The 23,047-nt window shown below is 76.5% G+C and carries 22 protein-coding genes; 15 read left to right on the top strand and 7 right to left on the bottom strand.

What is annotated here, in order from left to right; genetic code table 11:
• From ABTW95_RS27780 to ABTW95_RS27755, 6 genes are all read left to right on the top strand, one after another.
• A partial coding sequence (locus ABTW95_RS27780) for an MFS transporter (RefSeq protein WP_500227822.1) occupies nucleotides 1-743 on the top strand: 743 nt, incomplete at its 5' end.
• Nucleotides 744-987: 244 nt separating this feature from the next.
• Nucleotides 988-1,737 (top strand): SDR family oxidoreductase, encoded by a 750-nt coding sequence (locus ABTW95_RS27775; protein WP_396454798.1) that lies wholly within the window; start codon nucleotides 988-990, stop codon nucleotides 1,735-1,737.
• Between the two features lie 234 nt (nucleotides 1,738-1,971).
• Nucleotides 1,972-2,469: a phage holin family protein gene (locus ABTW95_RS27770; RefSeq protein WP_396453263.1), complete on the top strand. Its 498-nt coding sequence runs from the start codon at nucleotides 1,972-1,974 to the stop codon at nucleotides 2,467-2,469.
• Complete coding sequence (locus ABTW95_RS27765; protein ID WP_396453264.1) at nucleotides 2,469-2,864, top strand: DUF3618 domain-containing protein; 396 nt, start codon at nucleotides 2,469-2,471, stop codon at nucleotides 2,862-2,864. Before ABTW95_RS27770 ends, ABTW95_RS27765 begins: the two co-directional genes overlap by 1 nt.
• A 37-nt stretch (nucleotides 2,865-2,901) precedes the next feature.
• The gene (locus tag ABTW95_RS27760) at nucleotides 2,902-4,011 is read left to right on the top strand and encodes a YihY/virulence factor BrkB family protein (protein ID WP_500227821.1); all 1,110 of its coding nucleotides are present in this window, start codon (nucleotides 2,902-2,904) and stop codon (nucleotides 4,009-4,011) included.
• 73 nt (nucleotides 4,012-4,084) lie between these two features.
• On the top strand, nucleotides 4,085-4,651 hold the full coding sequence (locus ABTW95_RS27755) for a GNAT family N-acetyltransferase (protein ID WP_396452343.1): 567 nt from the start codon (nucleotides 4,085-4,087) through the stop codon (nucleotides 4,649-4,651).
• A 36-nt stretch (nucleotides 4,652-4,687) separates the two neighbouring features.
• Here ABTW95_RS27755 and ABTW95_RS27750 read toward each other — a convergent pair whose 3' ends face one another.
• A complete protein-coding gene (locus ABTW95_RS27750) occupies nucleotides 4,688-5,647 on the bottom strand; it encodes a helix-turn-helix transcriptional regulator (protein WP_396452341.1) in 960 nt (319 codons plus the stop codon).
• An 89-nt stretch (nucleotides 5,648-5,736) separates the two neighbouring features.
• Between ABTW95_RS27750 and ABTW95_RS27745 the strand changes: the two genes are divergently transcribed.
• Together ABTW95_RS27745 and ABTW95_RS27740 are read left to right on the top strand one after the other, a co-directional pair.
• Complete coding sequence (locus ABTW95_RS27745; RefSeq protein WP_500227820.1) at nucleotides 5,737-6,603, top strand: alpha/beta fold hydrolase; 867 nt, start codon at nucleotides 5,737-5,739, stop codon at nucleotides 6,601-6,603.
• A 127-nt stretch (nucleotides 6,604-6,730) separates the two neighbouring features.
• Entirely contained in the window at nucleotides 6,731-7,765 is a 1,035-nt protein-coding gene (locus ABTW95_RS27740) for an alpha/beta hydrolase (RefSeq protein WP_396452340.1), read from the top strand.
• A 289-nt stretch (nucleotides 7,766-8,054) separates the two neighbouring features.
• Here ABTW95_RS27740 and ABTW95_RS27735 read toward each other — a convergent pair whose 3' ends face one another.
• Both ABTW95_RS27735 and ABTW95_RS27730 read right to left on the bottom strand, forming a co-directional pair.
• Nucleotides 8,055-9,950, bottom strand: coding sequence for a glycoside hydrolase family 3 protein (locus ABTW95_RS27735; protein ID WP_500227819.1), 1,896 nt, complete (start codon nucleotides 9,948-9,950; stop codon nucleotides 8,055-8,057).
• 119 nt (nucleotides 9,951-10,069) lie between these two features.
• Complete coding sequence (locus tag ABTW95_RS27730; protein ID WP_500227818.1) at nucleotides 10,070-11,332, bottom strand: AI-2E family transporter; 1,263 nt, start codon at nucleotides 11,330-11,332, stop codon at nucleotides 10,070-10,072.
• 194 nt (nucleotides 11,333-11,526) lie between these two features.
• Here ABTW95_RS27730 and ABTW95_RS27725 point away from each other — a divergent pair, with 194 nt between their 5' ends.
• Both ABTW95_RS27725 and ABTW95_RS27720 read left to right on the top strand, forming a co-directional pair.
• A complete protein-coding gene (locus ABTW95_RS27725) occupies nucleotides 11,527-11,946 on the top strand; it encodes a YciI family protein (RefSeq protein WP_396452335.1) in 420 nt (139 codons plus the stop codon).
• A 12-nt stretch (nucleotides 11,947-11,958) separates the two neighbouring features.
• A complete protein-coding gene (locus ABTW95_RS27720; protein WP_500227817.1) occupies nucleotides 11,959-13,236 on the top strand; it encodes an RNA polymerase sigma factor in 1,278 nt (425 codons plus the stop codon).
• A 79-nt stretch (nucleotides 13,237-13,315) separates the two neighbouring features.
• On the opposite strand, the gene ABTW95_RS27715 is transcribed toward ABTW95_RS27720, so the two are convergent.
• Nucleotides 13,316-13,702, bottom strand: a complete 387-nt coding sequence (locus ABTW95_RS27715) for a YybH family protein (protein WP_500227816.1) — start codon at nucleotides 13,700-13,702, stop codon at nucleotides 13,316-13,318.
• A 135-nt stretch (nucleotides 13,703-13,837) separates the two neighbouring features.
• Here ABTW95_RS27715 and ABTW95_RS27710 point away from each other — a divergent pair, with 135 nt between their 5' ends.
• Nucleotides 13,838-14,290 (top strand): acyl-CoA thioesterase, encoded by a 453-nt coding sequence (locus ABTW95_RS27710; protein ID WP_500227815.1) that lies wholly within the window; start codon nucleotides 13,838-13,840, stop codon nucleotides 14,288-14,290.
• A gap of 60 nt (nucleotides 14,291-14,350) precedes the next feature.
• On the opposite strand, the gene ABTW95_RS27705 is transcribed toward ABTW95_RS27710, so the two are convergent.
• On the bottom strand, nucleotides 14,351-15,103 hold the full coding sequence (locus tag ABTW95_RS27705; RefSeq protein ID WP_500227814.1) for a TetR/AcrR family transcriptional regulator: 753 nt from the start codon (nucleotides 15,101-15,103) through the stop codon (nucleotides 14,351-14,353).
• 94 nt (nucleotides 15,104-15,197) lie between these two features.
• On the opposite strand from ABTW95_RS27705, the gene ABTW95_RS27700 reads away from it, so the two are divergent.
• Both ABTW95_RS27700 and ABTW95_RS27695 read left to right on the top strand, forming a co-directional pair.
• Nucleotides 15,198-16,145, top strand: coding sequence for an ATP-binding cassette domain-containing protein (locus ABTW95_RS27700; RefSeq protein ID WP_500227813.1), 948 nt, complete (start codon nucleotides 15,198-15,200; stop codon nucleotides 16,143-16,145).
• Nucleotides 16,146-16,245: 100 nt separating this feature from the next.
• Nucleotides 16,246-17,010 (top strand): ABC transporter permease, encoded by a 765-nt coding sequence (locus ABTW95_RS27695; protein WP_500227812.1) that lies wholly within the window; start codon nucleotides 16,246-16,248, stop codon nucleotides 17,008-17,010.
• Here ABTW95_RS27695 and ABTW95_RS27690 read toward each other — a convergent pair.
• Nucleotides 16,908-18,002, bottom strand: a complete 1,095-nt coding sequence (locus ABTW95_RS27690; RefSeq protein WP_500227811.1) for an EamA family transporter — start codon at nucleotides 18,000-18,002, stop codon at nucleotides 16,908-16,910. The two genes, ABTW95_RS27695 and ABTW95_RS27690, sit on opposite strands and share 103 nt — an antisense overlap.
• A gap of 151 nt (nucleotides 18,003-18,153) precedes the next feature.
• On the opposite strand from ABTW95_RS27690, the gene ABTW95_RS27685 reads away from it, so the two are divergent.
• Nucleotides 18,154-21,165, top strand: coding sequence for a hypothetical protein (locus ABTW95_RS27685; protein ID WP_500227810.1), 3,012 nt, complete (start codon nucleotides 18,154-18,156; stop codon nucleotides 21,163-21,165).
• Nucleotides 21,166-21,271: 106 nt separating this feature from the next.
• Nucleotides 21,272-22,411: a helix-turn-helix transcriptional regulator gene (locus ABTW95_RS27680; protein ID WP_500227809.1), complete on the top strand. Its 1,140-nt coding sequence runs from the start codon at nucleotides 21,272-21,274 to the stop codon at nucleotides 22,409-22,411.
• Between the two features lie 144 nt (nucleotides 22,412-22,555).
• Here the strand turns inward: ABTW95_RS27680 and ABTW95_RS27675 are convergent, their stop codons facing one another.
• Nucleotides 22,556-23,047, bottom strand: a complete 492-nt coding sequence (locus ABTW95_RS27675) for an ATP-binding protein (RefSeq protein WP_500227808.1) — start codon at nucleotides 23,045-23,047, stop codon at nucleotides 22,556-22,558.

The following is a 23,047-nucleotide window of genomic DNA, read 5'->3' as shown; positions in this document are numbered from 1 at the left end:
AAATGACCCTGCCGAGGAACGCCGAGAGCGCTCCGCTGGTGCGCCACACGCTCGACGCCTCTCTCCGCGGCCTCGGGGTGGGGTCCGAGATCCGTACCTACCGCGCTGCCGCGTTCGCCGCCGCGGAGCGGCGCGCCGCGGCGCCCATGTTCCCCGGCGGGCTGCTGCGCGTCCCGGCGTTCCTCGGCGCCAACGCCATCGCGCTGATCATGAACCTGGTCAGCAACGGGATGCTGTTCGTGGCGACGCTGCGGCTGCAGCAGGCGGGGCACCGGCCCGCGCTGGCCGCGGGGGCGATGCTGCTGCCGATGGCCGTGCCGCTGGTGCTGCTCGCGCCGGTCAGCGGCCGCCTCACCGCCCGGTTCGGGACGCGGGTGCCGCTCGGCGCGGGCACCGCGGTCGCCGCCGCCGGGTCGCTGTCCCTGCTGGCGGCCGGGCCCGGCGGCGGCTACGCGGCGCTGCTCCCGGCGCTGCTGGCGATCGGGATCGGCGACGGCCTGATCGTCACCGCCGTGGTCGCCGCCGCGATGCGCGCCGCCCCGCCCGCCCACGCCGGCCTGGCCGGCGGGGTCAACAACACCGCCCGGCAGGCCGGCACGGCGCTCGGCGTCGCGGTGTACGGGGCGGTCGCCGGGCCGGCCCTGCGCCCCGCGTTCACCTCCGGCCTGCACGTCCTGGCCTGGACCAGCGCCGCGCTGTGGCTGGCCGCTCTCGCGCTGACCCGCATCGTCCCGGCCCGCTGAGGACCCCCGGGCCGGCGCCTGCGGGCGCGGCCGGGCGGCCGCGGCGGGGCTGCGGCGCCGGAGCCGCGTCCACCGCCTGACCGGCCCCGCCACCGGCGCTCAGGCCGGTCCAGGCGTGGGCGGCGCCCGTCCCGCGGGGGTTTGCGCGCCGGCCGGTCGTCGCAGGGCACGCCGCGGACATGTCCCGGCCGCCGTCCGCGGCGGGGCGGTGATAATGGAGCCCGGCCGGGAGGGAGGCTGGTCCATGGACGGACGGGTGGCGCTGGTGACCGGGGCCGGTTCGGGCATCGGGGCCGCGGTCGCGGCGGCGCTGCTGGACGCCGGCTGGCGGGTGGCGCTGACCGGCCGCCGCGCCGGGCGCCTCGAAGACACCGCCCGGGCCGCGCGCGGCGGGGAGGCGCTGACCGTGCCCGCCGACGTCACCGACCCCGCCTCCGTGCGGGCGCTGTTCGACGCGGTCCGCGACCGGTGGGGGCGGCTGGACCTGCTGGTCAACAACGCCGGCGTGTTCGGGGCGTCGGCGCCCGTCGAGGAGTACTCCCACGAGGAGTGGCGCACCGTCGTCGACACCAACCTCACCGGCGCGTTCCTGTGCGCGCAGCAGGCGTTCCGCATGATGAAGGACCAGGACCCGCAGGGCGGCCGCATCATCAACAACGGGTCCCTGTCGGCGCACACCCCGCGCCCCCGCACGGTCGCCTACGCCGCCAGCAAGCACGCGGTGACCGGGCTGACCAAGACGCTGTCGCTGGAGGGACGCCCCTACCGGATCGCGTGCGGGCAGATCGACGTCGGCAACGCCGCCACCGACATGACCGGCGGGTTCGGCGCCGGCACCCTGCAGGCGGACGGGACGGTCAAGCCCGAGCCGGTGATGGACGTCCGCCACGTCGTCGACGCCGTCCTGTACATGGCGGGCCTGCCGCTGGAGGCCAACGTCCAGCAGATGACGGTGCTGGCCACCGCGATGCCGTCCTACGTCGGACGCGGCTGACCGGGCGGGCTGACCGGGCGGCTTGTCCGGGCGGCCGGCCGGGCGGGTTGACCGGCCGCCCGTACGGGCGGCCGGCCGGGCGGCTCGTCCGGGCTCGGTCCGCGGGGTTGCGCCGCCGCGCGCCGCGCCACGCCCTGTTCACCCTTTGTCGGGAAGCGCACACGTTTAGCCTCCGACAAGGGGGAACGCCACCTTCAGGCTTCGAGACGAAAAGGCGGAGGAGGCCTGGAGGCTATGAGCATCGTGCGGCCGACGCATGACGGCGAGACCACGGCCGAGACCACGGCCGAGAGCCTGGGCGCGCACCGGCAGGACCAGGCCCGCGCCCCCGAATTCCGCGCCGGACGCGAGGAGCACGGCACCGGGGAGCTGGTGCGGCAGGCCGCCCAGCAGGTGTCTGAGCTGATGCGCGCCGAGCTGCGGCTGGCCGTCGCCGAGCTGAAGGACAAGGGCCGGCACGCCGGGACCGGGGCCGGGATGTTCGGCGGCGCCGCCCTGGTCGCGCTGTACGGGGTCGCGGCGCTGCTGGCCGCGGCGATCGCCGGGATCGCGGTGGCGCTGCCGGTGTGGGCGGCCGCCCTGATCATCGGCGGCGCGCTGATGCTGGTCGCCGCGCTGCTCGCCCTGCTGGGCAGGTCGCAGACCCGCCGCGCCACGCCGGCCAAACCGGAGAAGGCCATGGACGAGGCCAGGCAGACGGTGGCCGAGCTCAAGGAGAGGGCGACGCACTGATGACCGCGCAGAGCAGGCACGGCGCCGAGGCCGGCACCGAGGAGCTGCGCCAGGAGGTCGACCGGGCGCGCCACGAGCTCGGCGAGACGGTCGAGCAGCTGGCCGCCAAGGCCGACGTGAAGGCGATGGCCCGGGAGAAGGCCGAGCAGGCCAGGACCCGGGCGCGGGACGCGGCGGCGTCGGCGTGGCGCGCCGCCGGCTCGGAGCAGAACATCGCCAGGGCCCGGCGGGGCGGCGTGGTCGCCGCCTCGGCGGGAGCCGCGGCGGTGGCGGTGCTGTGGATGCGCCGCCGCCGGGCGTCCACCAGGCGGGTGGGTCCCGTGCGGTTCCGCGTCCGCGCCCGGCAGCGCCGCGCCGTGCGGGTGCGCCGCACCAGGACCCGCAGGACCCGCTGACCCGCCGAACCCCCCCGGATCCGCTGAGAGGACGCTCATGCCCACCCCAGGCGTCATCGCCGACGCGCCGCCCACCTCCTGGGTGGGGGCCCTCAAACGCACCGTCGGCGAGTTCAAGCACGACAACCTCACCGCGTGGGCGGCGGCGCTCACCTACTACTCGATCCTGTCGATCTTCCCCGCGATCCTGGTGGTGGTGTCGCTGGTCGGGCTGGCGGGCCAGTCGACGACCGACGACCTGATCGCCAACATCGGCGACATGGCGCCGGGCGCGGTCCGCGACCTGCTGGTCGGCTCGGTGCGGCAGCTGCAGGGCAGTAGCGGCGGCGCCGGCGCGATCGCCGTCGTGAGCCTGCTCGGCGCGGTGTGGTCGGCGTCGGGGTACGTCGGCGGGTTCATGCAGGCGTCCAACATCGTCTACGACATCCCCGAGGGCCGCCCGATCTGGAAGACGATCCCGATCCGGATCGGGGTCACCATCACCACCCTGGTGCTGCTGTCGGCGTCGGTGATCGCGGTCGTGGTGACCGGGCCGCTGGCCCGCAAGGTCGGCGACGTGATCGGCGCCGGCTCCACCGCGGTGACGATCTGGGGCATCGCCAAATGGCCGGTGCTGCTGCTGGTGGTGGCGTTCCTGTTCATGCTGCTGTACTGGGCGGCGCCCAACGCCAAGCGCGGATTCCGGAAACTGGCGCCCGGCGGGCTGCTGGCGATCGCGCTGTGGCTGGCGGCGTCGGGGCTGTTCGCCGCCTACGTCGCCAACTTCGGCTCCTACAACAAGACCTACGGCAGCCTCGCGGCGATCATCATCTTCCTGGTGTGGCTGTGGATCACGAACCTGGCGATCCTGCTGGGCGCGGAGCTGAACGCCGAGCTGGAGCGGGGCCGCGCCATCGCCGGGGGCACCCCCGAGGACGAGGAGCCGTACGTGGAGTTCCGCGACACCCGCGGCTTCGACGAGCAGGACCGCCGCGAAGCCGGCCTGAAGGAAGCCGAACACGACGCCGAGCGCGACGCCGGATCCGATGCCGGACACGGGGCCGAGCGCGACGCCGGACGCGGCGGCCCGCACGGCGACGCGCGGGACGGGGCGGGCGCCGGGGAGCCGGGCGCGACCCGGGGGCGTCCGCCGTCCGGGCGGCCCTAGGGCGGCCGGACGGGCGGAGTTACCGGGGAAGCACGGGTCGCACGGGGCCGAACACCCTGAATAGGATCACTGCATGCTCCGTCCCGCCTACCCGATCGAGACCGAGCGGCTCACCCTGCGGCCGTTCCGCGAGGACGACCTCGAGGGCCTGTACGCCTACCAGTCCCTGCCGGAGGTGGCGCGGTTCCTGTACTGGGAGCCCCGCAGCCTGGAGGAGTCACGGGCGTTCCTGAAGCAGAAGATGGGCGCCTCCACCGTGGAGAAGGAGGGCGATTGGCTCGTCCTGGCGGTGGTGCGGCGCGAGACCGGCGAGCTGATCGGCGAGGTCAACCTGCAGTGGCGCAGCCGCGAGCACAGGCAGGGCGAGATCGGCTACATCTTCAACCCCGCCTACCACGGCAAGGGGTATGCGACGGAGGCGGCCGAGGTCGTGCTGCGGCTGGGGTTCGAGGGCCTGGACCTGCACCGCGTGTGCGGGCGCCTGGACGGCCGCAACGCCGCGTCGGCGCGGGTGCTGGAGCGGCTGGGGATGCGCCGCGAGGCGCACCTGGTGCAGAACGAGAAGGTCAAGGGCGAGTGGTGCGACGAGGTCATCTACGCGATGCTGCGCCACGAGTGGGACGAGCGCACCGGCGCCTGACCCGCCGCCCCCGGCCGGCGCGGCCCTGCAAGCGGCTCACCGCGCGGCCTGCTCTTCCAGGGCCCTGGCCAGGTCGCGGATGTGGCCGCGCAGTTCGGCGGGGCGGCGGACGGTGAAGGGGAACCCGAGCCCGGCCAGCATCCGCGCGGCCCCGTCCAGCCGCTCGGCGCGCATGGTCATCACCACTCCCCCGCCGGGGTCCTCGGCGAGCAGGGCGACCGACTCGGGGATCCGGCGGCGGGCGTCGGCGAGGCCGGCGTCCAGCACGACCTCGACCTCGTGGGCGTAGGGGACGCGCGCCAGCGACGCGGTGACCTGCCGGACGGGGTCGGCGTCGCCGGGGACCTCGAACGTCTCGGCGCCCGGCTCGGCGGAGGCGATCCGGTCGACGCGGAACGTGCGGGCCTGGCCGCTGCGGTGGTCGCGGCCGGTGACGTACCAGCGGCCGGAGTGCAGCACCAGCCCGTAGGGGTCCAGGTCCCGTTCGGTGTCCTCGCCGCGCCACGACCGGTACCGCAGGCGGACGCGGCGCCGTCCGCGGGCCGCGGCGGCCAGGGTGAGCACGGCGCCGGTGTCGGGCGCGGCGGCCGCGCGGTCGGGGCCGGTGAACCCCAGCGTGTCGCGCAGCGCCTGGACGCGGTCGCGCAGCGCGGCGGGCAGCACGCGCTCGACCTTGGCCAGGGCGCTCTCGGCGGCCTGGCCGGCCAGTCCCATCCGGCGCCCGGCCAGCAGGCCGAGCACGACGGCGGCGGCCTCCTCGTCGGTGAGCATCAGCGGCGGCAGCTTGTAGCCGGGCATGAGGCGGTAGCCGCCGTACCGGCCGCGGTCGGCGACGACGGGGACGCCGAGGTCGTCCAGCCGGGCGGCGTAGCGGCGGACCGTGCGCTCGTCGACGCCCAGGCGGCGGGCCAGTTCGGCGCCGCCGATGCGGTGGTGGGCCTGCAGCAGCTCCAGCATCGCCAGGACGCGGGTCGTCGGATGGGACGGCTGTGGCACGGGTCACTCACCTAATCCGGGCGGATCTCGTCCGGTATTCACCGTAGCGTGCGGTCGTACCCGCCGAGAGACCAGGGAGAACGATCGACATGGACGCTGACGTGAACACCGGCACCAAGGCCGATGCGGTGGCCGGCGCGGAGGGCGGCGCCGCCGGTAGGGGGACGTTCGTGCTGGTGCCGGGGTACTGGCTCGGCGCGTGGGCGTGGGACGAGGTGGCGGCCGTCCTGCGCGCCGAGGGCCACGAGGTGCACGCGCTCACCCCGGCGGGGCAGGCCGAGCGGGCGGACGAGGACGCCTCCGGCGAGGGCGTCGACGTGGACGCCCAGATCGCCGGCATCACGCGCGTCATCGAGGACGGCGGCCTGCGCGGCGTCGTCCTGGTCGGGCACAGCGGCGCGAACATGGCGGTCACGGGCGCGGCCGACCGGATGCCGGACCGGATCGCCCGCGTCGTCTACGTCGACACCGGCCCGATGCCGTCGGGGATGGCCGCCATCGACTTCCACGACCCCGACGCGCGGGCGGAGCTGGAGCACGCGATCGCCGAGGAGGGCGGCGGCCGCCGCATCCCGGTGCCGGCGTTCGACCCCGACGCCGACCCGGTGAACCTCGCCGGGCTCACCGACGCGCACCTGGCCGCTCTGCGCGAGCGCGGCACGCCGCAGCCCGCGGGCACGGCGACGCAGCCGGCGGCGCGCCCCGATCCGCTGCCGGAGACGCCGCGCACGCTGATCGCCACCACGATCCCGATCGCGGCGGTGCGGGAGATGGGCGCGGCGGGGCATCCGGTCTTCGCGGCGATGACCGGCCCGGGATGGACCTACCGGGAGCTGCCGACCGGGCACTGGCCGATGTTCTCCAAGCCCCGCGAGCTGGCCGCGCTGCTGGCCGAGGCCGCCGCCGGCACCGGCGCCGACCCGGGCGCCGGCGCCGGTGCCGGGCGGGGGGAATGACTCACTTCTCCACAGCGGCGGGCGCAATTCTTATAACGCGCCCATGTAGATCATTGCGGCTTGGACCGGGACACTCTCCCGGAGTCGCGCGGCCACGGGGGTCGGGCCTGATCCGCGAGGTGAGCAGATGACACCCTCCGTCCGCCGTCGGTCCCACGCACTCCGCCGGCGGCGCCCGCTGGTGTCCGCCGCCGTCGGCGCCGCCCTGGTCGCCGGGATCGGCGCGACGGGCACGGGTTCCGCGCAGGCGCTGGCAGGTCCGGTCAAGGCCGACGACGGGGCGCGCATCACCGCGGAGAGCAAGGTCGGCACCCGCGAGGTCGACATCACCATCGCCTCGCCCGCGCTCGGCAAGTCGGTGAAGGCGCGGATCCTGCTGCCGAAGAACTGGACGCGCAACTCCACGGCGACGTGGCCGATCCTGTACGCCTTCCACGGCGGGCAGGACAACTACACCTCCTGGACGCGGAACACCGACATCGAGGCGTGGGCGGCGCAGTACAACGTCATCGTCGTCATGCCGGAGGGCGACAACGGCTCCTACACCGACTGGTACAACTACGGCAAGGGCGGGACGCCCAAGTGGGAGACGTTCCACACCGCCGAGGTGCGCCAGCTGATGGAGCGCAACTACCACGCGGGCGCGCTGCGCGCGGCGATCGGGAACTCCTCCGGCGGCGCCGGGGCCATGTCGTATGCGGCCAGGCACCCGGGGCTGTTCAAGTACGCGGCGTCGCTGAGCGGGATCCTGTCGATGCGGTCGATCGGGATGCCGGCGATGCTGATGTTCACCAACGCCGGCAACGGGCAGGACCCGTTCGCGATCTGGGGCATCCCGTGGGCCGACGACGCCAACTGGAAGGCGCACGACCCGTACACGCTGGCGCCCAAGCTGCGCGGCACCGGGATCTTCTTCTCCGCCGGGACGACGGGCCGGCCGGGCCCCGGCGACCCGGACGTGGCGCCGTGGGACATCGGCCTGCTCAGCGAGATCGCGGTGGGCGCGAACAACAAGGACTTCAAGAAGCGGCTGGACGAGCTGAAGATCCCCTACACGGCGCACATCTACGGCGACGGCCGGCACAACTGGCCCGCGTGGGTGCGGGAGTCGAAGTCGATCTGGCCGACGCTGATGAAGTCGATCGGCGCGAACAAGGCGTGACCCCGCGCGTCTGAGGGCGCGGGCGGTACCGAACCCGGCCCGGTTCCCCGGCGGCTGCGGCTGCCGCCGGGGAACCGGGCCGCCGCCTTCCCCGCCCCGCTTCCGGTCCCGGTTCAGCAGGCACACCCCGGTCGGCGCACCCCGGTCGGCGCACCCCGGTCGGCGCACCCCGGTCGGCGCACCCCGGTCGGCGCACCCCGGTCAGTGCGGCCCGGTCAGTGCGGCCCGGTCAGTGCGTCGCCGCGCGTGACCCCGCGCATGGCCGCGGGGCGGGGTATGTGGGGCGGGGTCAGTCGCGGTAGCTCAGGCCGTGGCCGAACGGGTAGAGGACGGCGCCGGGGTCGTCGCGGGCGGGGATGGCGACGGGCAGCCGTCCGCGCGGGTCCAGTTCGCCGAACAGGACCTTGGCGGCCGACCGCAGCGCCTCGGCGGTGTAGGAGTAGGTGGCCAGGTAGGTGGCGGCCTCGGGGAACCAGGCGATGTCGTAGGGGTCGCGGACGGCGATGACGACGACGGGTGTGCCGGTGGCGATGAGCGCCTTGACGAGGTTCATCTGACCGGGCCCGTTGTGGCCGGGTTCGTCCTTGATGTCCCAGGCGCGGTTGGTGACGGCGACGACGAGGTCCTGGTCGCGTGCGGCGGCGACGGCCGCGTCGATGTCGGCCTGGCCGGGGTTGATGCCGGTCTGCCGGATCGTGGTGGTGGCGCCGCGCCGGGCGATCTCGGTGCCGATGGCCGCGGTGGTGGACACGCCCCATCCGGTGACCAGGACGTCGCGGGCGCCGGGCCGCAGCGGCAGGATGCCGGCGTCGTTGCGGACCAGGGTGGTGGTGCGGTCGGCGGCGCGCTGCGCGGCGGCCAGGTGCGCGGGCGTCCCGACGGTCCGTCCGACGCGGGACTCGTCGGCGTAGGGGTCGCGGAACAGGCCGCGCCGGTGCTTGAGCTCCAGGATCCGGTACACCGATTCGTCGATGCGCCGCTCGGTCAGCTCGCCGGTGTGGACGGCGTTGACGACGGCGGCGAGCTGGCGGGGGAACACGCCGTTGCCGTCGTCGTCGACGGGCGGTTTGAGCAGGACGTCGGCGCCGGCCTTGAGGGCGAGGACGGGGATGTTCTCGTCGCCGTACTTGTCGCGGACGCCCTGCATGTCGAGGGCGTCGGTGACGACGACGCCGCGGTAGTGCAGCTGGTCGCGCAGGATGCCGGTGAGGATGGGCCGCGACAGGGTGGCGGGGTCGCCGGAGGGGTCCAGGGACGGCACGACGATGTGCGCGGTCATGACGGCCTCGGCGCCGTGGGCGATCGCGGCGCGGAACGGCGGCAGGTCGAGGCGTTCCCATTCGGCGCGGGTGTGGTCGATGTGGGGGACGCCGGTGTGGCTGTCGGTGGTGGTGTCGCCGTGCCCGGGGAAGTGCTTGACGGTGGCGGTCACTCCGCCGGAGGTGTAGCCGCCGACCTGCGCGGTGACCATGGACGCGACCAGGCCGGGGTCGGAGCCGAAGGAGCGGACGCCGATGACGGGGTTGGCGGGGTTGACGTTGACGTCGGCGTCGGGCGCGTAGTCCTGGTTGATGCCGATGGCGCGCAGTTCGCGTCCAGTGATGCGGGCCAGGGCGCGGGCGTCGCCGGTGCGGCGCCCGGCGGCCAGCGCCATGGCGCCGGGAGACTGGGTGGCGGGCGGCTGGATGCGGGCGACGATGCCGCCCTCCTGGTCGGTGGCGATGGTGGCGGGGATGCGGTGCGGCTGGGCCATGGCGGCGCGCTGGATGCCGTTGGAGAACGCGGCGACCTGCCGCGGGTCCTGGACGTTCTCGCCGTAGTAGATGAATCCGCCGGGGTGGTAGCGGGCGATGACCTGGGCGGCGTTGTCGACCCCGTACAGCTTCCGGTTGGCGGCGACGTCGGCGGGGTCGGAGGTGTCGGCGCCGGTGCCGTGGATCTGCAGGACGAACAGCTGGGCGGCCTTCTCCTCCAGCGTCATCGACCGCAGGATCCGCAGCAGCGCGGGGTTCTTGCCGTGCCCGTGCCCGGGGGCGCCGCCGCGCGCGGGGGCGGCGTGCGCGGCGGGCGCGGCCAGTGCGGCGGCGGAGAGGGCCCCGGCGGTGAGGCCGGCGAGCCACCGGCGGCGCGTGCGGGGACGGTACATGTCGGCTCCCTCCGGCCCCGGGACTACCCGGGTGATCATGCTTTTGGGCACGGTAACCCCGGCCGCGGCCGCCGTCCACGGCAATCCTCGACATGCCCGCCGGCCGCGCGCGGCCGGGCGTACGCGGGCAGGGGCGGCTGCTCGCAGGTCAGGGCGGGTCAGTTGCGGCGCAGCCAGCGCCACCAGTGGGCGCCGGGCGGGTCGGGCGCGGTGAGGGGGTGGTCCTCCACGTCGTAGCGGCGGACGTAGGCGGTGGCGAACGCCTGCAGGCTGGCGCCGAACGGGACGGCGAGCAGCACGCCGAGGGGCCCGGCGACGGCGGCGCCGGCGAGGATGAGCCCGAACGCGACGGCGGGGTGCATGTCCAGGGTGCGGGCGGTGATGCGGGGCTGCAGCAGGTAGTTCTCCAGCTGCTGGTAGGCGAGGATGAACAGCAGTATCCACAGCGCGGTCGCCGGGGACACCGCCAGCGCGATCAGCACCGGGACGGCGCCCGCCAGGTAGGTGCCGATGGCGGGGATGAACTGCGACACCACCCCGACCCACAGCGCGAGCGTCGCGGCGTAGGGGACGCCGAGGGCCGCCATCGCGGCGAAGTGGGCGATGCCGGAGATGAGGGCGAGCAGGCCGCGCGAGTAGATGTAGCCGCCGGTCTTGTCGACGGCGATCTCCCAGGCGCGCAGGACCTCGTGCTGGCGGCGCGGCGGGAGCAGCGAGCAGACCGTGCGGCGGAACCGGGGCCCTTCGGCCGACAGGTAGAAGGTGAACAGCAGCACCCCGAGGGCCTTGAAGACGACGCCGAACGCGGTGGCGCCGATGCCCCACACGTTCTGGGCCAGGTCGGCCAGGTGCCGCGACAGCGCGCCGGTGACGGTGGGGAGCCGCTCGAACAGGGTGTCCTGCGACAGGTTCGTCCCGAACGTTTCGTTGACCCAGCCGATGAGCTCGCGGACGTAACCGGGGAACCCGTCGATGAGGTTGGCGGCCTGGCCGGCCAGCAGCGACCCGATGCCGCCGAGGAACCCGGCGAGCAGCAGCCCGACGGCCGCGAACATCAGCGCGGTGGCGGGGCCGCGCCGCCACCGGTGCCGGGCCAGCCAGTTCACCGCGGGTTCGATCGCGAACGCCAGGAACAGCGAGGTGACCAGGAGCAGCAGCAGTTCCCGCAGCCGCTGCAGCAGCCACAGCCCGGCCAGGAACGCCAGCACGACCGCGCCGGCCAGCGCGAACGCCTTGGGCAGCCAGGGCGGCATCCGGTGCGGCCCGCCGGGCCGCGCGGCCGGGCCGGCCGGTGCGGTGAAGGCGCCGGGCGGGACGCCGCCGGGCGCGCGGGCGGACGGGGCGCCGGGCGTCCCGCCGGGCGCCTCGCCGGACGAGCCGCCGGGTGCGTCCCCGGGTGCGTCGCCGGGCGTCTGCGGCATTCCCGCACGGTAACGGCCCCGCATCCCCCATTCCGGTCATCCCGCCCGCCCCGGGGTGGAGCCTTTGCCGAGGTTTCAGCCGCGCGAAAAGATCTCCGGCAGAATTTTCGGCGCGCGTGTTGATCCGGGGCGCGCTCGTTCGACCTAGGGGTGCGAGGCTCCGGAAGGGGAGCCCGGGACGAGGGAGGACGACGATGAAGTACATGCTGATCTGGCGCGCGACCGACGAGGCCTACGCGGGGATGGCCGGCGCCGACTTCACCGAGATGATCGAGAAGGTGGGCCGCTTCAACCAGGAGATGATCCAGGCCGGGGTGCTGCTGGCCGCCGAGGGCCTGGACGACGCCTCCGAGGGCGTGGTCGTCGACCACTCCGCCGAGCCCCCGGTGGTCACCGACGGCCCCTACGGTGAGACCAAGGAGCTGTTCGGCGGCTTCTACATCCTCGGCGTGGCGTCCAAGCAGGAGGCGGTCGAGTGGGCCAAGCGGGCCCCGATCACCGGCCCGGGGTTCAAGACCGAGATCCGGCGGGTCACCACGATCGACGAGTTCCCGCAGGACAACGAGTGGATCCAGAAGGAGCGGGCGTGGCGCGAGGCCACCGGGCAGCTGTGACGGGAGCGGCGGATGGCCGGCCGGAGCGCGCGTGAGACCGTCGCCGCCGTGTGGCGGATCGAGTCGGCGCGGATCGTCGGCGGCCTCGCCCGCTACACCGGCGACTTCGCGCTGGCCGAGGACCTCGCGCAGGAGGCGCTGGCGGAGGCGCTGGTGACCTGGCCGCGCGACGGGGTGCCCCGCAACCCGGCGGGGTGGCTGCTGACGGTGGGGCGGCGGCGCGCGATCGACGCGTTCCGCCGCCGGTCGGCCCGCGACGAGCGGTACGCCGCCCTGGCCCGCGGGCTGGGCGAGGGCGGCGCTGCGCCGGGGGCCGTCCCGGCCGCCGCCGCGGACGGGGACGTGCTGTGGGACCCCGACCGCATCGACGACGACGTGCTGGCGCTGATGTTCATCTCCTGCCATCCGGTGCTGGCGCGGGAGGCGCGGGTGGCGCTGACGCTGCGCGTGGTCGGCGGCCTGACCAGCGACGAGATCGCCAGCGCGTTCCTGGTCCCGACCGCCACGGTGCAGGCCCGCATCACCCGGGCGAAGAAGACGCTGGGCGCGGCGCGGGTGCCGTTCGAGGCGCCGCCGGCCGCCGAGCGGGCGGAACGGCTCGGGTCGGTGCTCAGCGTGATCTACCTGATCTTCACCGAGGGGTCGTCGGCCAGTTCCGGCGACGTGCTGATCCGGCGGGACCTGGCGGGCGAGGCGCAGCGGCTGGCGCGGGTGCTGTCGCGGCTGGTGCCGGACGAGCCGGAGGCGCACGGGCTGCTGGCGCTGCTGGAGCTGACCGCGGCGCGGTTCCCGGCCCGCACCGGCCCCGACGGGGAGCCGGTGCTGCTGGAGGACCAGGACCGCACCCGGTGGGACCGGTCGGCGATCGGGCGGGGCCGCGCCGCGCTGGCCCGCGCGGAGAAGGCGGGCCGGGGCCTGGGCGCCTACGGGCTGCAGGCGGCGATCGCCGAGTGCCACGCCGTCGCCCCGTCGGCCGCCGAGACCGACTGGGACCGCATCGTGGTGCTGTACGAGGCGCTGGGCCGGCTGGCGCCGTCGCCGGTGGTGGACCTGAACCGGGCGGTGGCGGTGTCGATGGCGCGGGGCCCGGCGGCGGCGCTGCCGGTCGTGGACGCGCTGGCGGCGGGGGCGCTGGCGGGCTCGCACCTGCTGCCGACCGTCCGCGGGGAGCTGCTCACCCGCCTGGGGCGCACCGCCGAGGCGCGCGCGGAGCTGGAGCGGGCGGCGGGCCTGTGCCGCAACGAGCGGGAGCGGACGGTGCTGGAACGCAAGATCGCCGCGCTCCCCTGACCTGCGCTCCCCTGACCTGCGCCGGCCGTGCCCGTCCGGCTGTGCTCGCCGAGCCCGGGGCCGGCGGGGCGGGCGCCGCTCAGGCGGGGCCGCCGCCGGCCGGCGGGACGAACTCGGGCTGGTCCAGGACGCGCAGCCAGCTGCCGTCGGGCTGGCGTCGGACGACCTGGGCGCGGGCGCCCGCCCCGTCCCTGGGCGGGGTGGAGGTGAGCGCCAGGTCGCCGCTGATCAGCGTGGGCAGCGGCTCCTCCGGCTCGAAGCGGGCGCTGGCGGCCAGCACCTTCTCCCACAGCGCGCGGATGGCGTCGCGCCCGACGGTCTGCGAGCCCGGCGGGTAGGCCAGCACCGCGTCGGGCTCGTAGAGGGCGGCGACGCCGGCCGCGTCGCCGGCGTTGGAGCGCTCGACGAACAGCCGCGTGATGTCCTCGGGCCGCATGGCCTTCTCGTATTCCCGGTGTCCGCTCATGGTGTCCTCCCTCTCTCGGTCTCACTTCCCATCCTGCGCACCGCGGATGGAGAAGTCCAAGAGATAGATGTTCTCCACACCAGAAGCAGTTCTTATGGCAGGCGGGTGTCGGGGGGATGCGGCAGGATGCCCGGTATGGGTGATGTGTTCACGCATCGGCTTCGGGTGCGGTACAGCGAGTGCGATCAGCAGGGCGTGGTGTTCAACGGCCACTACCTGTTCCTCTACGACGTGGCGCTGACGGAGATGTGGCGGGCGCTGATCGGCGAGTACGGCGAGATGGTGGACGACGGCTACGACCTGGTGGTCGCCGAGGCGCGGATCCGATTCCGGGAGGGCGCGCGGTTCGACGAGCTGCTGGAGGTGTCGATGCCGCTGGCGCACCTGGGCACGACGAGCATGATCGTGCGCCCGGTGTTCCGGGTGGGCGAGCGGCTCATCGCCGACGGTGAGGTGCGGCACGTGTTCATCGACCCGGCGACCAAGGCCAAGCGCGAGATGCCGGCGCAGGTCCGCGCGCTGCTGGAGCCGCACCTGCTCGCCGCGGACGCCGGCCCCGGCGCCCCCGTGCCCGCACCGAGCGCGTAGCGGTCCGCCCCGCGATGCGAACGCGCCCCCGTGCCCGGGCCGCCGGGGGCCGTCCGGGGCTCAGCCGCCGCCGCGCTCGCGTTCCGCACCGCCCTCCGCGCCGCCCGCCGCACCGCCCGCCGCATCGTCGTTCGGGGCGGCGGGTCCGGGCGGGGCGGCGGCGTAGCCGCCGAGGCCGTGTTCGAGCAGGTCGAAGGCGCGGCGGGCGGCGGCGTAGACGTCCTCGCGCATCTCCTCCAGGGTCTCCCCGGCGCTCTTGCGGTCGGCGATCTGCTCGACGAGCCGGGTCTGCACCGCGAAGATCATGGCGGCGGCGATGCGGGGGGCGGGGTCGTCGGGGCCGGCGCCGGTGTCCTCGGCGAGCAGGCCGGCGAGGCGGTCCTCGGCGCGGCGCATCATCTCGCGGCTGCGGGCGGTGAGGGCGGGGCTCTCGCGGACGGTCCTGGTCCAGACCTCCGAGCCCTCGTGGAAGGCGGTCTGGTAGGCGCGGGCGTCCAGGCCCTCCAGGAAGCGGCGGCGGAACAGCGCGGCGGCGCCCTCGCCCGGCCGGCGGTCGCGGAAGTCGCGCGCGATGGCCTCGATCATCTCGTCCTGCCGGTCGAAGAACAGGTCCTCCTTGGTCTTGAAGTAGTTGAAGACCGTGTTGACCGACACGTCGGCGGCGCGGGCGACGTCGGCGACGGTGACGCTGTCGAAGCCGCGCGTCACGAAAAGGCCGGTGGCGATGTCGCTGATCCGCCGCCGCGTCTCGCGCTTCTTGCGTTCGCGCAGGCCCGGTTCCGGCGCGGCGCCGCGGACGAGGTCCTCACCCATGCCCCGGAATATACCTTCACTGGTGTCACTGAAAACTTGGTGTGACTGCAAAATTGGGGTTACGCTAGCGGGCGTTCGTCGTGAGGAGGACATCGTGATCGAGGCGCGCGGGCTCGCCCGCACCTTCACCACCGGGCACGGCCCGGTCGAGGCCGTCCGGGGCGTGGACCTGGACGTCGCGCCCGGCGAGATCGTCGGGTTCCTCGGCCCCAACGGCGCCGGGAAGACCACCACGCTGCGGATGCTGACGACGCTGCTGGCGCCGACCGCCGGGACCGCGACCGTCGCGGGCCGCGACCTGCGCCGCGACCCGGCGGGCGTCCGCCGCCGCATCGGCTACGTGGCGCAGGGCGGCGGCACCGACCCGTCCGTCCCCGCCGGGGAGGAGCTGGACCTGCAGGCCCGCCTGTACGGGGTGCCGGACCGGGCGGCGCGGATCGCCGAGCTGTGCGCGCGGCTGGACCTGGCGGGCCTGGAGGCGCGCCCGGCGGGGGCGCTGTCGGGCGGGCAGCGCCGCCGCCTGGACATCGCGCTCGGGCTGGTGCACCGCCCGCCGCTGCTGTTCCTGGACGAGCCGACCGCGGGCCTGGATCCGCAGAGCCGCGGCGACCTGTGGGACCACGTCCGCGCCATGCGCGACCGCGACGGCACCGCGGTGTTCCTGACCACGCACTACCTGGACGAGGCCGACGCGCTGTGCGACCGGCTGCTGATCATCGACCGGGGCCGGATCGTCGCCGAGGGCTCGCCCGCCGAGCTGAAGCGCCGCGTGGCCGGCGACGTCGTCACCCTGCGGCTCGCCGACCCCGCCGCCGCCGGGGCGGCCCGCGCGGCGCTGGCCGGGCACCCGGCCGTCCGCGAGGCCGCCGTCACCGGGTCGCGGGTGCGGCTGACCGTCCAGGACGGCGAGGCGGCGCTCATGGGCCTGGTCCGCGCCCTGGACGGCGCCGGGGTCGAGCTGGCGTCGCTGAGCCTGGCGCGGCCCACCCTCGACGATGTGTTCCTGACCGTCACCGGCCGCTCCCTGCGCGATGCGGCCTGACCCGGCCCGCCCTCATCCCGCGCGCCCCGGCGCCGTGCCCGGCGGTGCCCGGCGCGGTGCGGGGCGGCGGGGCCGCCCGGAGATCGGAAGGAGAACCGGTATGCGGTTCGCGCGGACGCTGTCCGACACGCGGCTGATCTTCCTGCGGTACCTGCGGCAGACGCTGCGCAGCAGGGTCGCGGTGCTGTTCGGGGCGCTGCAGCCGCTGCTGTACCTGGTGCTGTTCGGCCCGCTGCTGCCGGACCTGGCGCAGGTGCGCGGCGCCGGCGGCGCCTGGCAGGTGCTCGTGCCGGGGCTGCTGGTGCAGCTGGCGCTGTTCGGCGCCGGGTTCGTCGGGTTCGGGCTGATCGCCGACCTGCGGTCGGGGGTGGTGGAGCGGTTGCGGGTCACCCCGGTGAGCCGGACCGCGCTGCTGCTGGGCCGCGTCCTGCGCGACACGGCCGTCGTGGCGTTCCAGGGGGTGCTGCTGGTGGCGGCCGGGCTGGCGCTGGGGCTGCGCGCCCCGGCGGGCGGCATCGCGGTCGGGCTGCTGCTGGTGGCGGCGCTCGCGGTCGGCGTCGCGTCGCTGTCTTACGTCCTGGCGATGCGGACCCGCGCCGAGGACGCGTTCGCGCCGCTGCTGTCGGCGGTGACGCTGCCGCTGATGCTGCTGTCGGGGATCCTGCTGCCGATGAGCCTGGCGCCGCGCTGGCTGGACGTGCTGTCGCGGCTCACCCCGTTCCGGTACGTGGTGGACGCGGCGCGGGCGGCGTTCCTGGGCGACTACGCGGCCGCGGCGCTGGCCGAGGGCGCGCTGGTCACGGTGGTGCTGCCGGCGGTGTCGGTGGCCTTGGGCGCCCGCCGCTTCCGCGCCGGCGACACCTGACCGCCCGGCGGGGCCGCGCCGCCGCCTCCCGCTCCGCCCGGCCCGTCGCCCGGTCCGGAGCCCGGTCCGGCGGCGGCGCGGCCGGCGGCGCGCTGGGCGATGTAGGCGCCGGCCAGGACGATCGCGCCGCCGGCCATCTGCGCCGGGGCGAGGCGCTCGCCGAGCACGGCCCAGGCGATGAGGGCGGCGGCGACGGCCTCGGTGTAGCAGATCGCGCCGCCGACCTGCGCGGGCAGCCGCTGCAGGCCCGCGACGCCGGCGAGGTAGGCCGCGACGGTGCTGACGATCCCGATCCAGGCGGCCAGCGCCCAGCCGGGGGCGGTGTGCCCGGCGAAGGGGACCTGCGCGGGCAGCACGTCCCACGCCAGCGCCCACGGGGCGGCCGGGACGGTGAGCACGGCGGCGCCGACGACGCTGCCGGCGGTGGTGATGACCAGCGGGTCGACCCGCCCGGCGAGCCGGTCGATGATCAGGAAGTAGCTCGCCTGGCAGGCGGCGGCGCCCAGGCCCGCGGCGAGGCCGACCGGGTCCAGCGACAGGCCCGTCCACACCTGCACGACCAGCGCCAGCCCGGCCATGGCGGTCGCCACGCCGGCCGCGGCGGTGCGGTGCACCGGGACGCGGCGCACCAGCCGCAGCCACGCCAGCACGATGACGGGCCCGCTGAACTCCAGCAGGATCGCCACCCCCACCGGCAGCCGCGACGCCGCGACGAAGTAGCACGCCTGGCAGCCCGCGACGCCCGTCAGCCCGTACCAGATCAGCGGCCGGGCGTGGGCGCGCAGCCCGGCCGGCGCCGCCCGTCCCCGCACGGCCGCGGCGACGGGCACCAGCACCAGCGCGGCGACCGCGATCCGCAGCCACACCGCCTGCAGCGGGCCGAGCCCCGCCTCGATCAGCGCCTTGCCGAACGGGCCGGACGACCCGAAGCACACCGACGACAGCAGCACCAGGCCGACGCCGGCCGCCCGGGTGCGTGCGGCACCGTCCATCGCCACCTCCAGCTCGCCGCGCGGTCCGCCCGCCCCCGCGGCGAGCTAATGAGCATCCTGCCATAACAGTCCTTACACGCCGAGGGGCGGATACCGGGCCGTGACTGCGGCGATGCCGGACGGACCGCCCCGGGCGACTACTATTCGCCGGATGAGCTGGCAGGCGGCCGGGGCGGGGCCCGGCGGAACCGGAGGCGGCCCGAGCGGCGACCTGTTCGCCTCCGTCGAAGGCAACGTGCGGGAACTGGTGGCCTCGCCGTGGTGGCGGACCGCCCAGCCCGCCGACCGCGCGGCCCAGGTCGCCGCGCGGATGCTGTGGGGCGCCGGCGAATGGTGGCTGTACGGGGCGTGGGGCCGCTGGTACCGGTGCGGCCTGGACGGCGCCTGGCACCCCTGCCCGCCCCCCGCCGACTTCGAGGACCGCCGCGTCGCCGTGCCCGCGCCGCGCGGCGCGGGCACCCCGCCCGTCCCGCCGCAGCTGTTCCCCACCGGCCCCGACCTGGCGGCCGGGCGGGTCGCGCCGCTGGGGTTCCTCGGCCCGGTCCCCGACACCGCCGTCGTGGCGCGCATCTCCCAGGCCCTCACCACCGCGCTGGCCGTCGACCCGCAGCAGTTCGCCCAGCGCGACCCCATGTTCCAGCCGGGCACGCCCAGCACCGTCGCCGCCGCGTGGGGCGCGCTGCTGTGGTGCGCCGGGTCGCCGGTCGCGCTGACCGAGAACCCGCTGATCGAGTCGTTCATCCCGTTCCTGACGACCTCGGCGGACCGGCTGCACTGGATGATGCCGCCCGACTTCGCCACCCTGGCCGGCTACTACATCCACCGGCTCGGCGCCGGCGACGGCGGCGGCGCCGCCCACATCGCCCGCGTCATGTACGAGGTCGCCGCCGGGCTGCAGGCCGACCCCCGCTTCCGGCCCGGCGCCGACGCGCTCGCCGCGATCACGGCCGCGTCGCTGCGGACGGTCAACCAGGACATGGCGACCGTCCGGTACGGGCCCGGCGCCGTGCTGCAGGAGTGGCGGCGCCGCTGCCCCGCCGAGTACGCCATCCCGATGGTCCGCGACACCGCGCCCGGCGAGTACCTGCGGCTGGCCCTGTACGACCTGCAGCAGATCGTCGCCGGGCTGACCGGCCCCCGCCCCGCGGCGCCCGGCCGCGGCCACGACGAGGTCCGCCGCGCCGGGATCGCGGTGCTGGCCGCCGACCTGCAGGCCGCGCCGGGCGCGCTGCCGGCGCTGCAGCGGTGGCTGGATCCCGACAGCGCCCGCACCCTGCAGGCCGTCCTGTCGGACCCGGCGAACCCGCTGCGCGAGCTGTGGCCCCGCGACGGGCGGCTGCCGGACGCGCTGCGCAGCGACGACGCCGAGGCGCTGGGGGCGCTGCTGGCCACCACCTACACCCTCGGGCTGACCTGGTGCCGGCTCGCGCAGGTCGCGCCGCCGGCGACGGGGTTCGCGGTGCCGCAGGCGGTCGCGGCGGAGCTGACGTCCCCGGCGATGCACAGCCCGCCGTCCACCGACGAGCTGTCGGCGTGGGACATCATCAAGGCCGCCCGCGCCCACATGGCCGCCGAGCGCGCCTCGGCGGGCGGCGACCAGCCGGTCGCGCCGGTGCCCGATCCGGCGCAGGCCGCGCCGGGCCCGCCGCCGGCGGTGGCGCTGGCCCCTCCCCCGGCCGCACCCGAGCCGCCGCCCGGCCCCCCGGCCGCGCCCCCGCCGCCGTCCCCGCAGGCCGCCGGGCAGGCCGCCGGTCAGGGGGCGGGGCAGGCGGCCGGGCATGAGCAGCCCGCGCCGCCCGCCTCTCCCCCGGTCCCGGCCCCGGCGCCCCCGCCGGAACCGCCGGCCGACCCGTTCGCCTCGGACGCGCCGCCGCCGCCGCCGCGCACCGCGCCCCCGCCGCCCCCGCCCGGCCCGGCGGTGCCTGCTCCGGCGGTGCCCGCCCCGGCGCCGGAGCCCGAGCCGCTGCCGCCGCCGGACGCGACGGCCTTCGACGCCGCTCCCGACCGCGCCGGCGACCGCGCCGCCGGCGGGGCCGCACCGGTTCCGCCGCCGGCGCCGGAACCGGTGTGGCCGGCCGAGCCGCAGCCCACGCAGCTGGACACCGACGCGTTCAAGACCCAGCTCGACCCGGGCCCGGCATGGCCGGGCGCCCCCGAAGCGGCGCCCGTCCCGCCCAGTGCCCCGCCGGCCGCCCAGCCGGGTGTGCCGCCGCAGGCGCCGCCGCCCGAACCGCGGCCCGCCCCACCCGCCCCGCCGGCCCCGCCGCCGGCCGCTGCGGATCCGGCGCCGCACGCGGACCTGCCGCCTCCGCCGGCGCCGGTGCCCGAGCCGCCGCCCCCGGTGCCGCCCCAGCCCGTCCCCGAGTCCGAGCCGCAGATCGCCGAGGCGTACGGGATCCGGTTCCTGTGCGGCGCCGACGACATCGAGCGCGTCGTCACCGAGGTGCGGCGGCGCGGCAAGTGGGCGCGGCGGCTGCGCGGGCAGGAGGTGTCGAGCGCGTCGGCGCCGGCGCTGCTGCTGATCGGCGCGCCGTCCAGCGGGCAGCGGCGGCTGGCCCGGATGGCGGCCCGCGCGCTGGCGGAGGTGGACGCCTCCAGCGGCGAGGTCCACTCCGTGCACGCCGAGGACCTGCGCGAGCGCGGCCCCGACGGGCTGCGCGCCGCGCTGGAGGACCACGCGGGCCACGTCCTGCTGCTGGACGGCCTGGACGGGCTGGTCCTGGACGAGGCCGACGGCGCCGCCTACGCGTCCGTGCTGTACCGGACGCGGCTGGAGGGCGTCAACGACACCGCGCTGCTGGGCACCTGCGAGCCGGACCGGGTCGGGGAGCTGTCGGCGGCGGCGCCGGAGCTGACGGCGGACCTGCGCGCGGTGCGGCTGCCGGACCTGTCGGCCCCGCGGGCGCGGGCGGCGCTGGTGCGGCTGCTGGCCGAGGAGCGCAGCCTGCGGCTCGGCGCCGACGCGCAGGCGGTCGTGGACCGCGACATCGGGTCGCTGCGGCCGCGCGGCCGGCTGACCGGCGCGCGGCTGGTGGAGGCGTACCTGGACCGGGCCGCGACGCGGCATCTGGGCGCCGCGGAGGCGACGCAGGCGATCGGCAGCGCGCTGTCGCTGACCGCGGCGGACTTCGAGGGCCTGGCGGCGGAGCTGTCCGGCCGCTGACCCCCCGGCCGCTGACCCCCGGGGGGGGCCGGATTCGCCTTGCCGGTGAGGGTTTTGGGCCCCCGCGGTGCGGCGGAATGTCGGTGCCTCGCGTCACGATGGGAACGTGGATCGCGTTGACCGGCTGCTGGCGCTCGTCGCCGAGCTGCGGGCGGCCTGCCCCGAGCCGCTGGACCCGGCGGCCCTGGCGGCGCGGCTGCAGGTCAGCGAGCGGACCGTCCGCCGCGACCTGGAGCTGCTGCAGCACGGCGGGCTGCCGCTGCGGACGGTGAAGGGGCGCGGCGTCGTGCTGCCCGCCCCGCCCGGCCCGGCGCCGCTGGGCGAGGTGGGGTCGCTGATGGCGCCGGTGCGCGACACGCTCGACGAGGCGGTCCGCACCCGCCGGATCGTGCGGCTGGCCTACACCGACCGGGCGGGGGCGCGCAGCTTCCGCGACGTGGAGGCGCACGGCCTGGTCATCGCCCCCTACGGGCAGTACCTGGTGGGCTGGTGCCGGATGCGGGACGGGCCGCGCCTGTTCCGGCTGGACCGGATCGGCGCGGCGTTCCTGTCGGGGCGCGGCGCGGAGGTCCGCGACCTGGACGAGCTGCTGGCGGTGCTGCGGGTGCCGGTGCCGCGCCCGGCGGGCGGGGCGGGGCCGCGGGGCCCGGCCGACCATGCGCGGGCCCGGTCGTGGACGCTGGACCGGCTGGAGTTCGTGCGGTCCCGGCTGCGCGACGCGGCCGCCGAGGCCCGCTCCCCGGCGCGCTCCCCGGCGCGGCCGGGCGGGGGCGCGGCGGCGCTGCGCGGGGTGCTGGGGCATCTGGCGGAGTGGACGCGGTGGCAGGCGGCGGCGATCCGGTCGGCGGCGACGGGCGAGGAGCCGGTGCTGGCGGGCCGCCGACCGCCGTTCCCGCCGGTGTTCGACCGGGAGCTGCCCTATGACGCGCGGGAGCGGATGATCCAGGACGCGATGGCGCTGCGGTCGCTGGGCGATGTGGCGCGCGACCTGGAGGAGGTGCTGGAGTCGGTGGGGCACTGGGCGGCGGGCTGCGACGACGCGCTGTGGGAGCGGGAGCTGCCCGACCCGCGCCCCTACGGGCCGCCGGGCCCGCCGCGGCCGCTGGCGGACCTGCTGGCGGGCTGGCGGGGGCCGCTGGCCCACATCGAGTGGCATCTGGACCGCCTGTCCGACGAGCCTCCCGAGCCGCCGGGCGGCGACGAGGAGGAGATCTGGGTCGTCGACCGCTGCCCCCTGCAAGCCTGACCGCCCGACGGGGCGGGAGGCGGTGTGCGGCGCGCCCGTGCCGCCGGGTGCGGATCCCCCGCCGCGAGCCCGGCCCCCTGCCGGTTCGCCCCTGCCGGTTCGCCCGGCGGGGGGGGAGGACGTCGCTGGGGGGGCGTCGCTGGGTCAGGGGGCGGGGTCGGGGCGCCGGGGCGTTGGGGTGCGGGTGAGGCGGCGGGTGAACCAGACGGTCTTGCCGGGCGGGTGCGGGCGGGTGCCGGAGTCGGTGGCGAGGGCGGCGACGAGGAGGAGGCCGCGGCCGGCCTCGGCCCAGTCCAGGACGCGGGGCGGGCCGGCGGGTGCGGTGGGCGCGGCGGGGTGGGCGTCGGTCACCTCGGCGGTGAGGAGGGCGCCGTCCAGGCGCAGCGCGAGGCGGACGGGGCCGGTGCCGTGGACGACGGCGTTGGTGACGAGCTCGTCGACCATGAGGACGATGTCGCCGGTGTCGGCGGGGTCGGTGACGTGCCAGCGCCGCAGGGTGCGGGCGGTGAGGTCGCGGGCGCGGGACGCGGCGCGGGCGTGGGCGGGCAGGTCCCACGCGGCGGCGGCGCCGGGCGGGCCGTCGCCTCCGGTCGCGGTGGTGGCGGGTCGTGCGGTTCCGGTGCCGGTGGTCGTCAT

Origin of the sequence: Spirillospora sp. NPDC127506, from assembly GCF_040302145.1 — a bacterium.
Lineage (GTDB): Bacteria > Actinomycetota > Actinomycetes > Streptosporangiales > Streptosporangiaceae > Spirillospora.
This window is presented reverse-complemented; position numbering and strand designations above follow the sequence as displayed.

What these genes read in the sequence shown, in the direction of transcription:
- ABTW95_RS27775 (WP_396454798.1), top strand. Translation starts at nt 988, where the DNA reads ATGGACGGACGGGTGGCGCTGGTGACCGGGGCCGGTTCGGGCATCGGG.
- ABTW95_RS27770 (WP_396453263.1), top strand. Translation starts at nt 1,972, where the DNA reads ATGAGCATCGTGCGGCCGACGCATGACGGCGAGACCACGGCCGAGACC.
- ABTW95_RS27765 (WP_396453264.1), top strand. Translation starts at nt 2,469, where the DNA reads ATGACCGCGCAGAGCAGGCACGGCGCCGAGGCCGGCACCGAGGAGCTG.
- ABTW95_RS27760 (WP_500227821.1), top strand. Translation starts at nt 2,902, where the DNA reads ATGCCCACCCCAGGCGTCATCGCCGACGCGCCGCCCACCTCCTGGGTG.
- ABTW95_RS27755 (WP_396452343.1), top strand. Translation starts at nt 4,085, where the DNA reads ATGCTCCGTCCCGCCTACCCGATCGAGACCGAGCGGCTCACCCTGCGG.
- ABTW95_RS27745 (WP_500227820.1), top strand. Translation starts at nt 5,737, where the DNA reads ATGGACGCTGACGTGAACACCGGCACCAAGGCCGATGCGGTGGCCGGC.
- ABTW95_RS27740 (WP_396452340.1), top strand. Translation starts at nt 6,731, where the DNA reads ATGACACCCTCCGTCCGCCGTCGGTCCCACGCACTCCGCCGGCGGCGC.
- ABTW95_RS27735 (WP_500227819.1), bottom strand. Translation starts at nt 9,950, where the DNA reads ATGATCACCCGGGTAGTCCCGGGGCCGGAGGGAGCCGACATGTACCGT.
- ABTW95_RS27730 (WP_500227818.1), bottom strand. Translation starts at nt 11,332, where the DNA reads ATGCCGCAGACGCCCGGCGACGCACCCGGGGACGCACCCGGCGGCTCG.
- ABTW95_RS27725 (WP_396452335.1), top strand. Translation starts at nt 11,527, where the DNA reads ATGAAGTACATGCTGATCTGGCGCGCGACCGACGAGGCCTACGCGGGG.
- ABTW95_RS27720 (WP_500227817.1), top strand. Translation starts at nt 11,959, where the DNA reads ATGGCCGGCCGGAGCGCGCGTGAGACCGTCGCCGCCGTGTGGCGGATC.
- ABTW95_RS27715 (WP_500227816.1), bottom strand. Translation starts at nt 13,702, where the DNA reads ATGAGCGGACACCGGGAATACGAGAAGGCCATGCGGCCCGAGGACATC.
- ABTW95_RS27710 (WP_500227815.1), top strand. Translation starts at nt 13,838, where the DNA reads ATGGGTGATGTGTTCACGCATCGGCTTCGGGTGCGGTACAGCGAGTGC.
- ABTW95_RS27705 (WP_500227814.1), bottom strand. Translation starts at nt 15,103, where the DNA reads ATGGGTGAGGACCTCGTCCGCGGCGCCGCGCCGGAACCGGGCCTGCGC.
- ABTW95_RS27695 (WP_500227812.1), top strand. Translation starts at nt 16,246, where the DNA reads ATGCGGTTCGCGCGGACGCTGTCCGACACGCGGCTGATCTTCCTGCGG.
- ABTW95_RS27690 (WP_500227811.1), bottom strand. Translation starts at nt 18,002, where the DNA reads ATGGACGGTGCCGCACGCACCCGGGCGGCCGGCGTCGGCCTGGTGCTG.
- ABTW95_RS27685 (WP_500227810.1), top strand. Translation starts at nt 18,154, where the DNA reads ATGAGCTGGCAGGCGGCCGGGGCGGGGCCCGGCGGAACCGGAGGCGGC.
- ABTW95_RS27675 (WP_500227808.1), bottom strand. Translation starts at nt 23,047, where the DNA reads ATGACGACCACCGGCACCGGAACCGCACGACCCGCCACCACCGCGACC.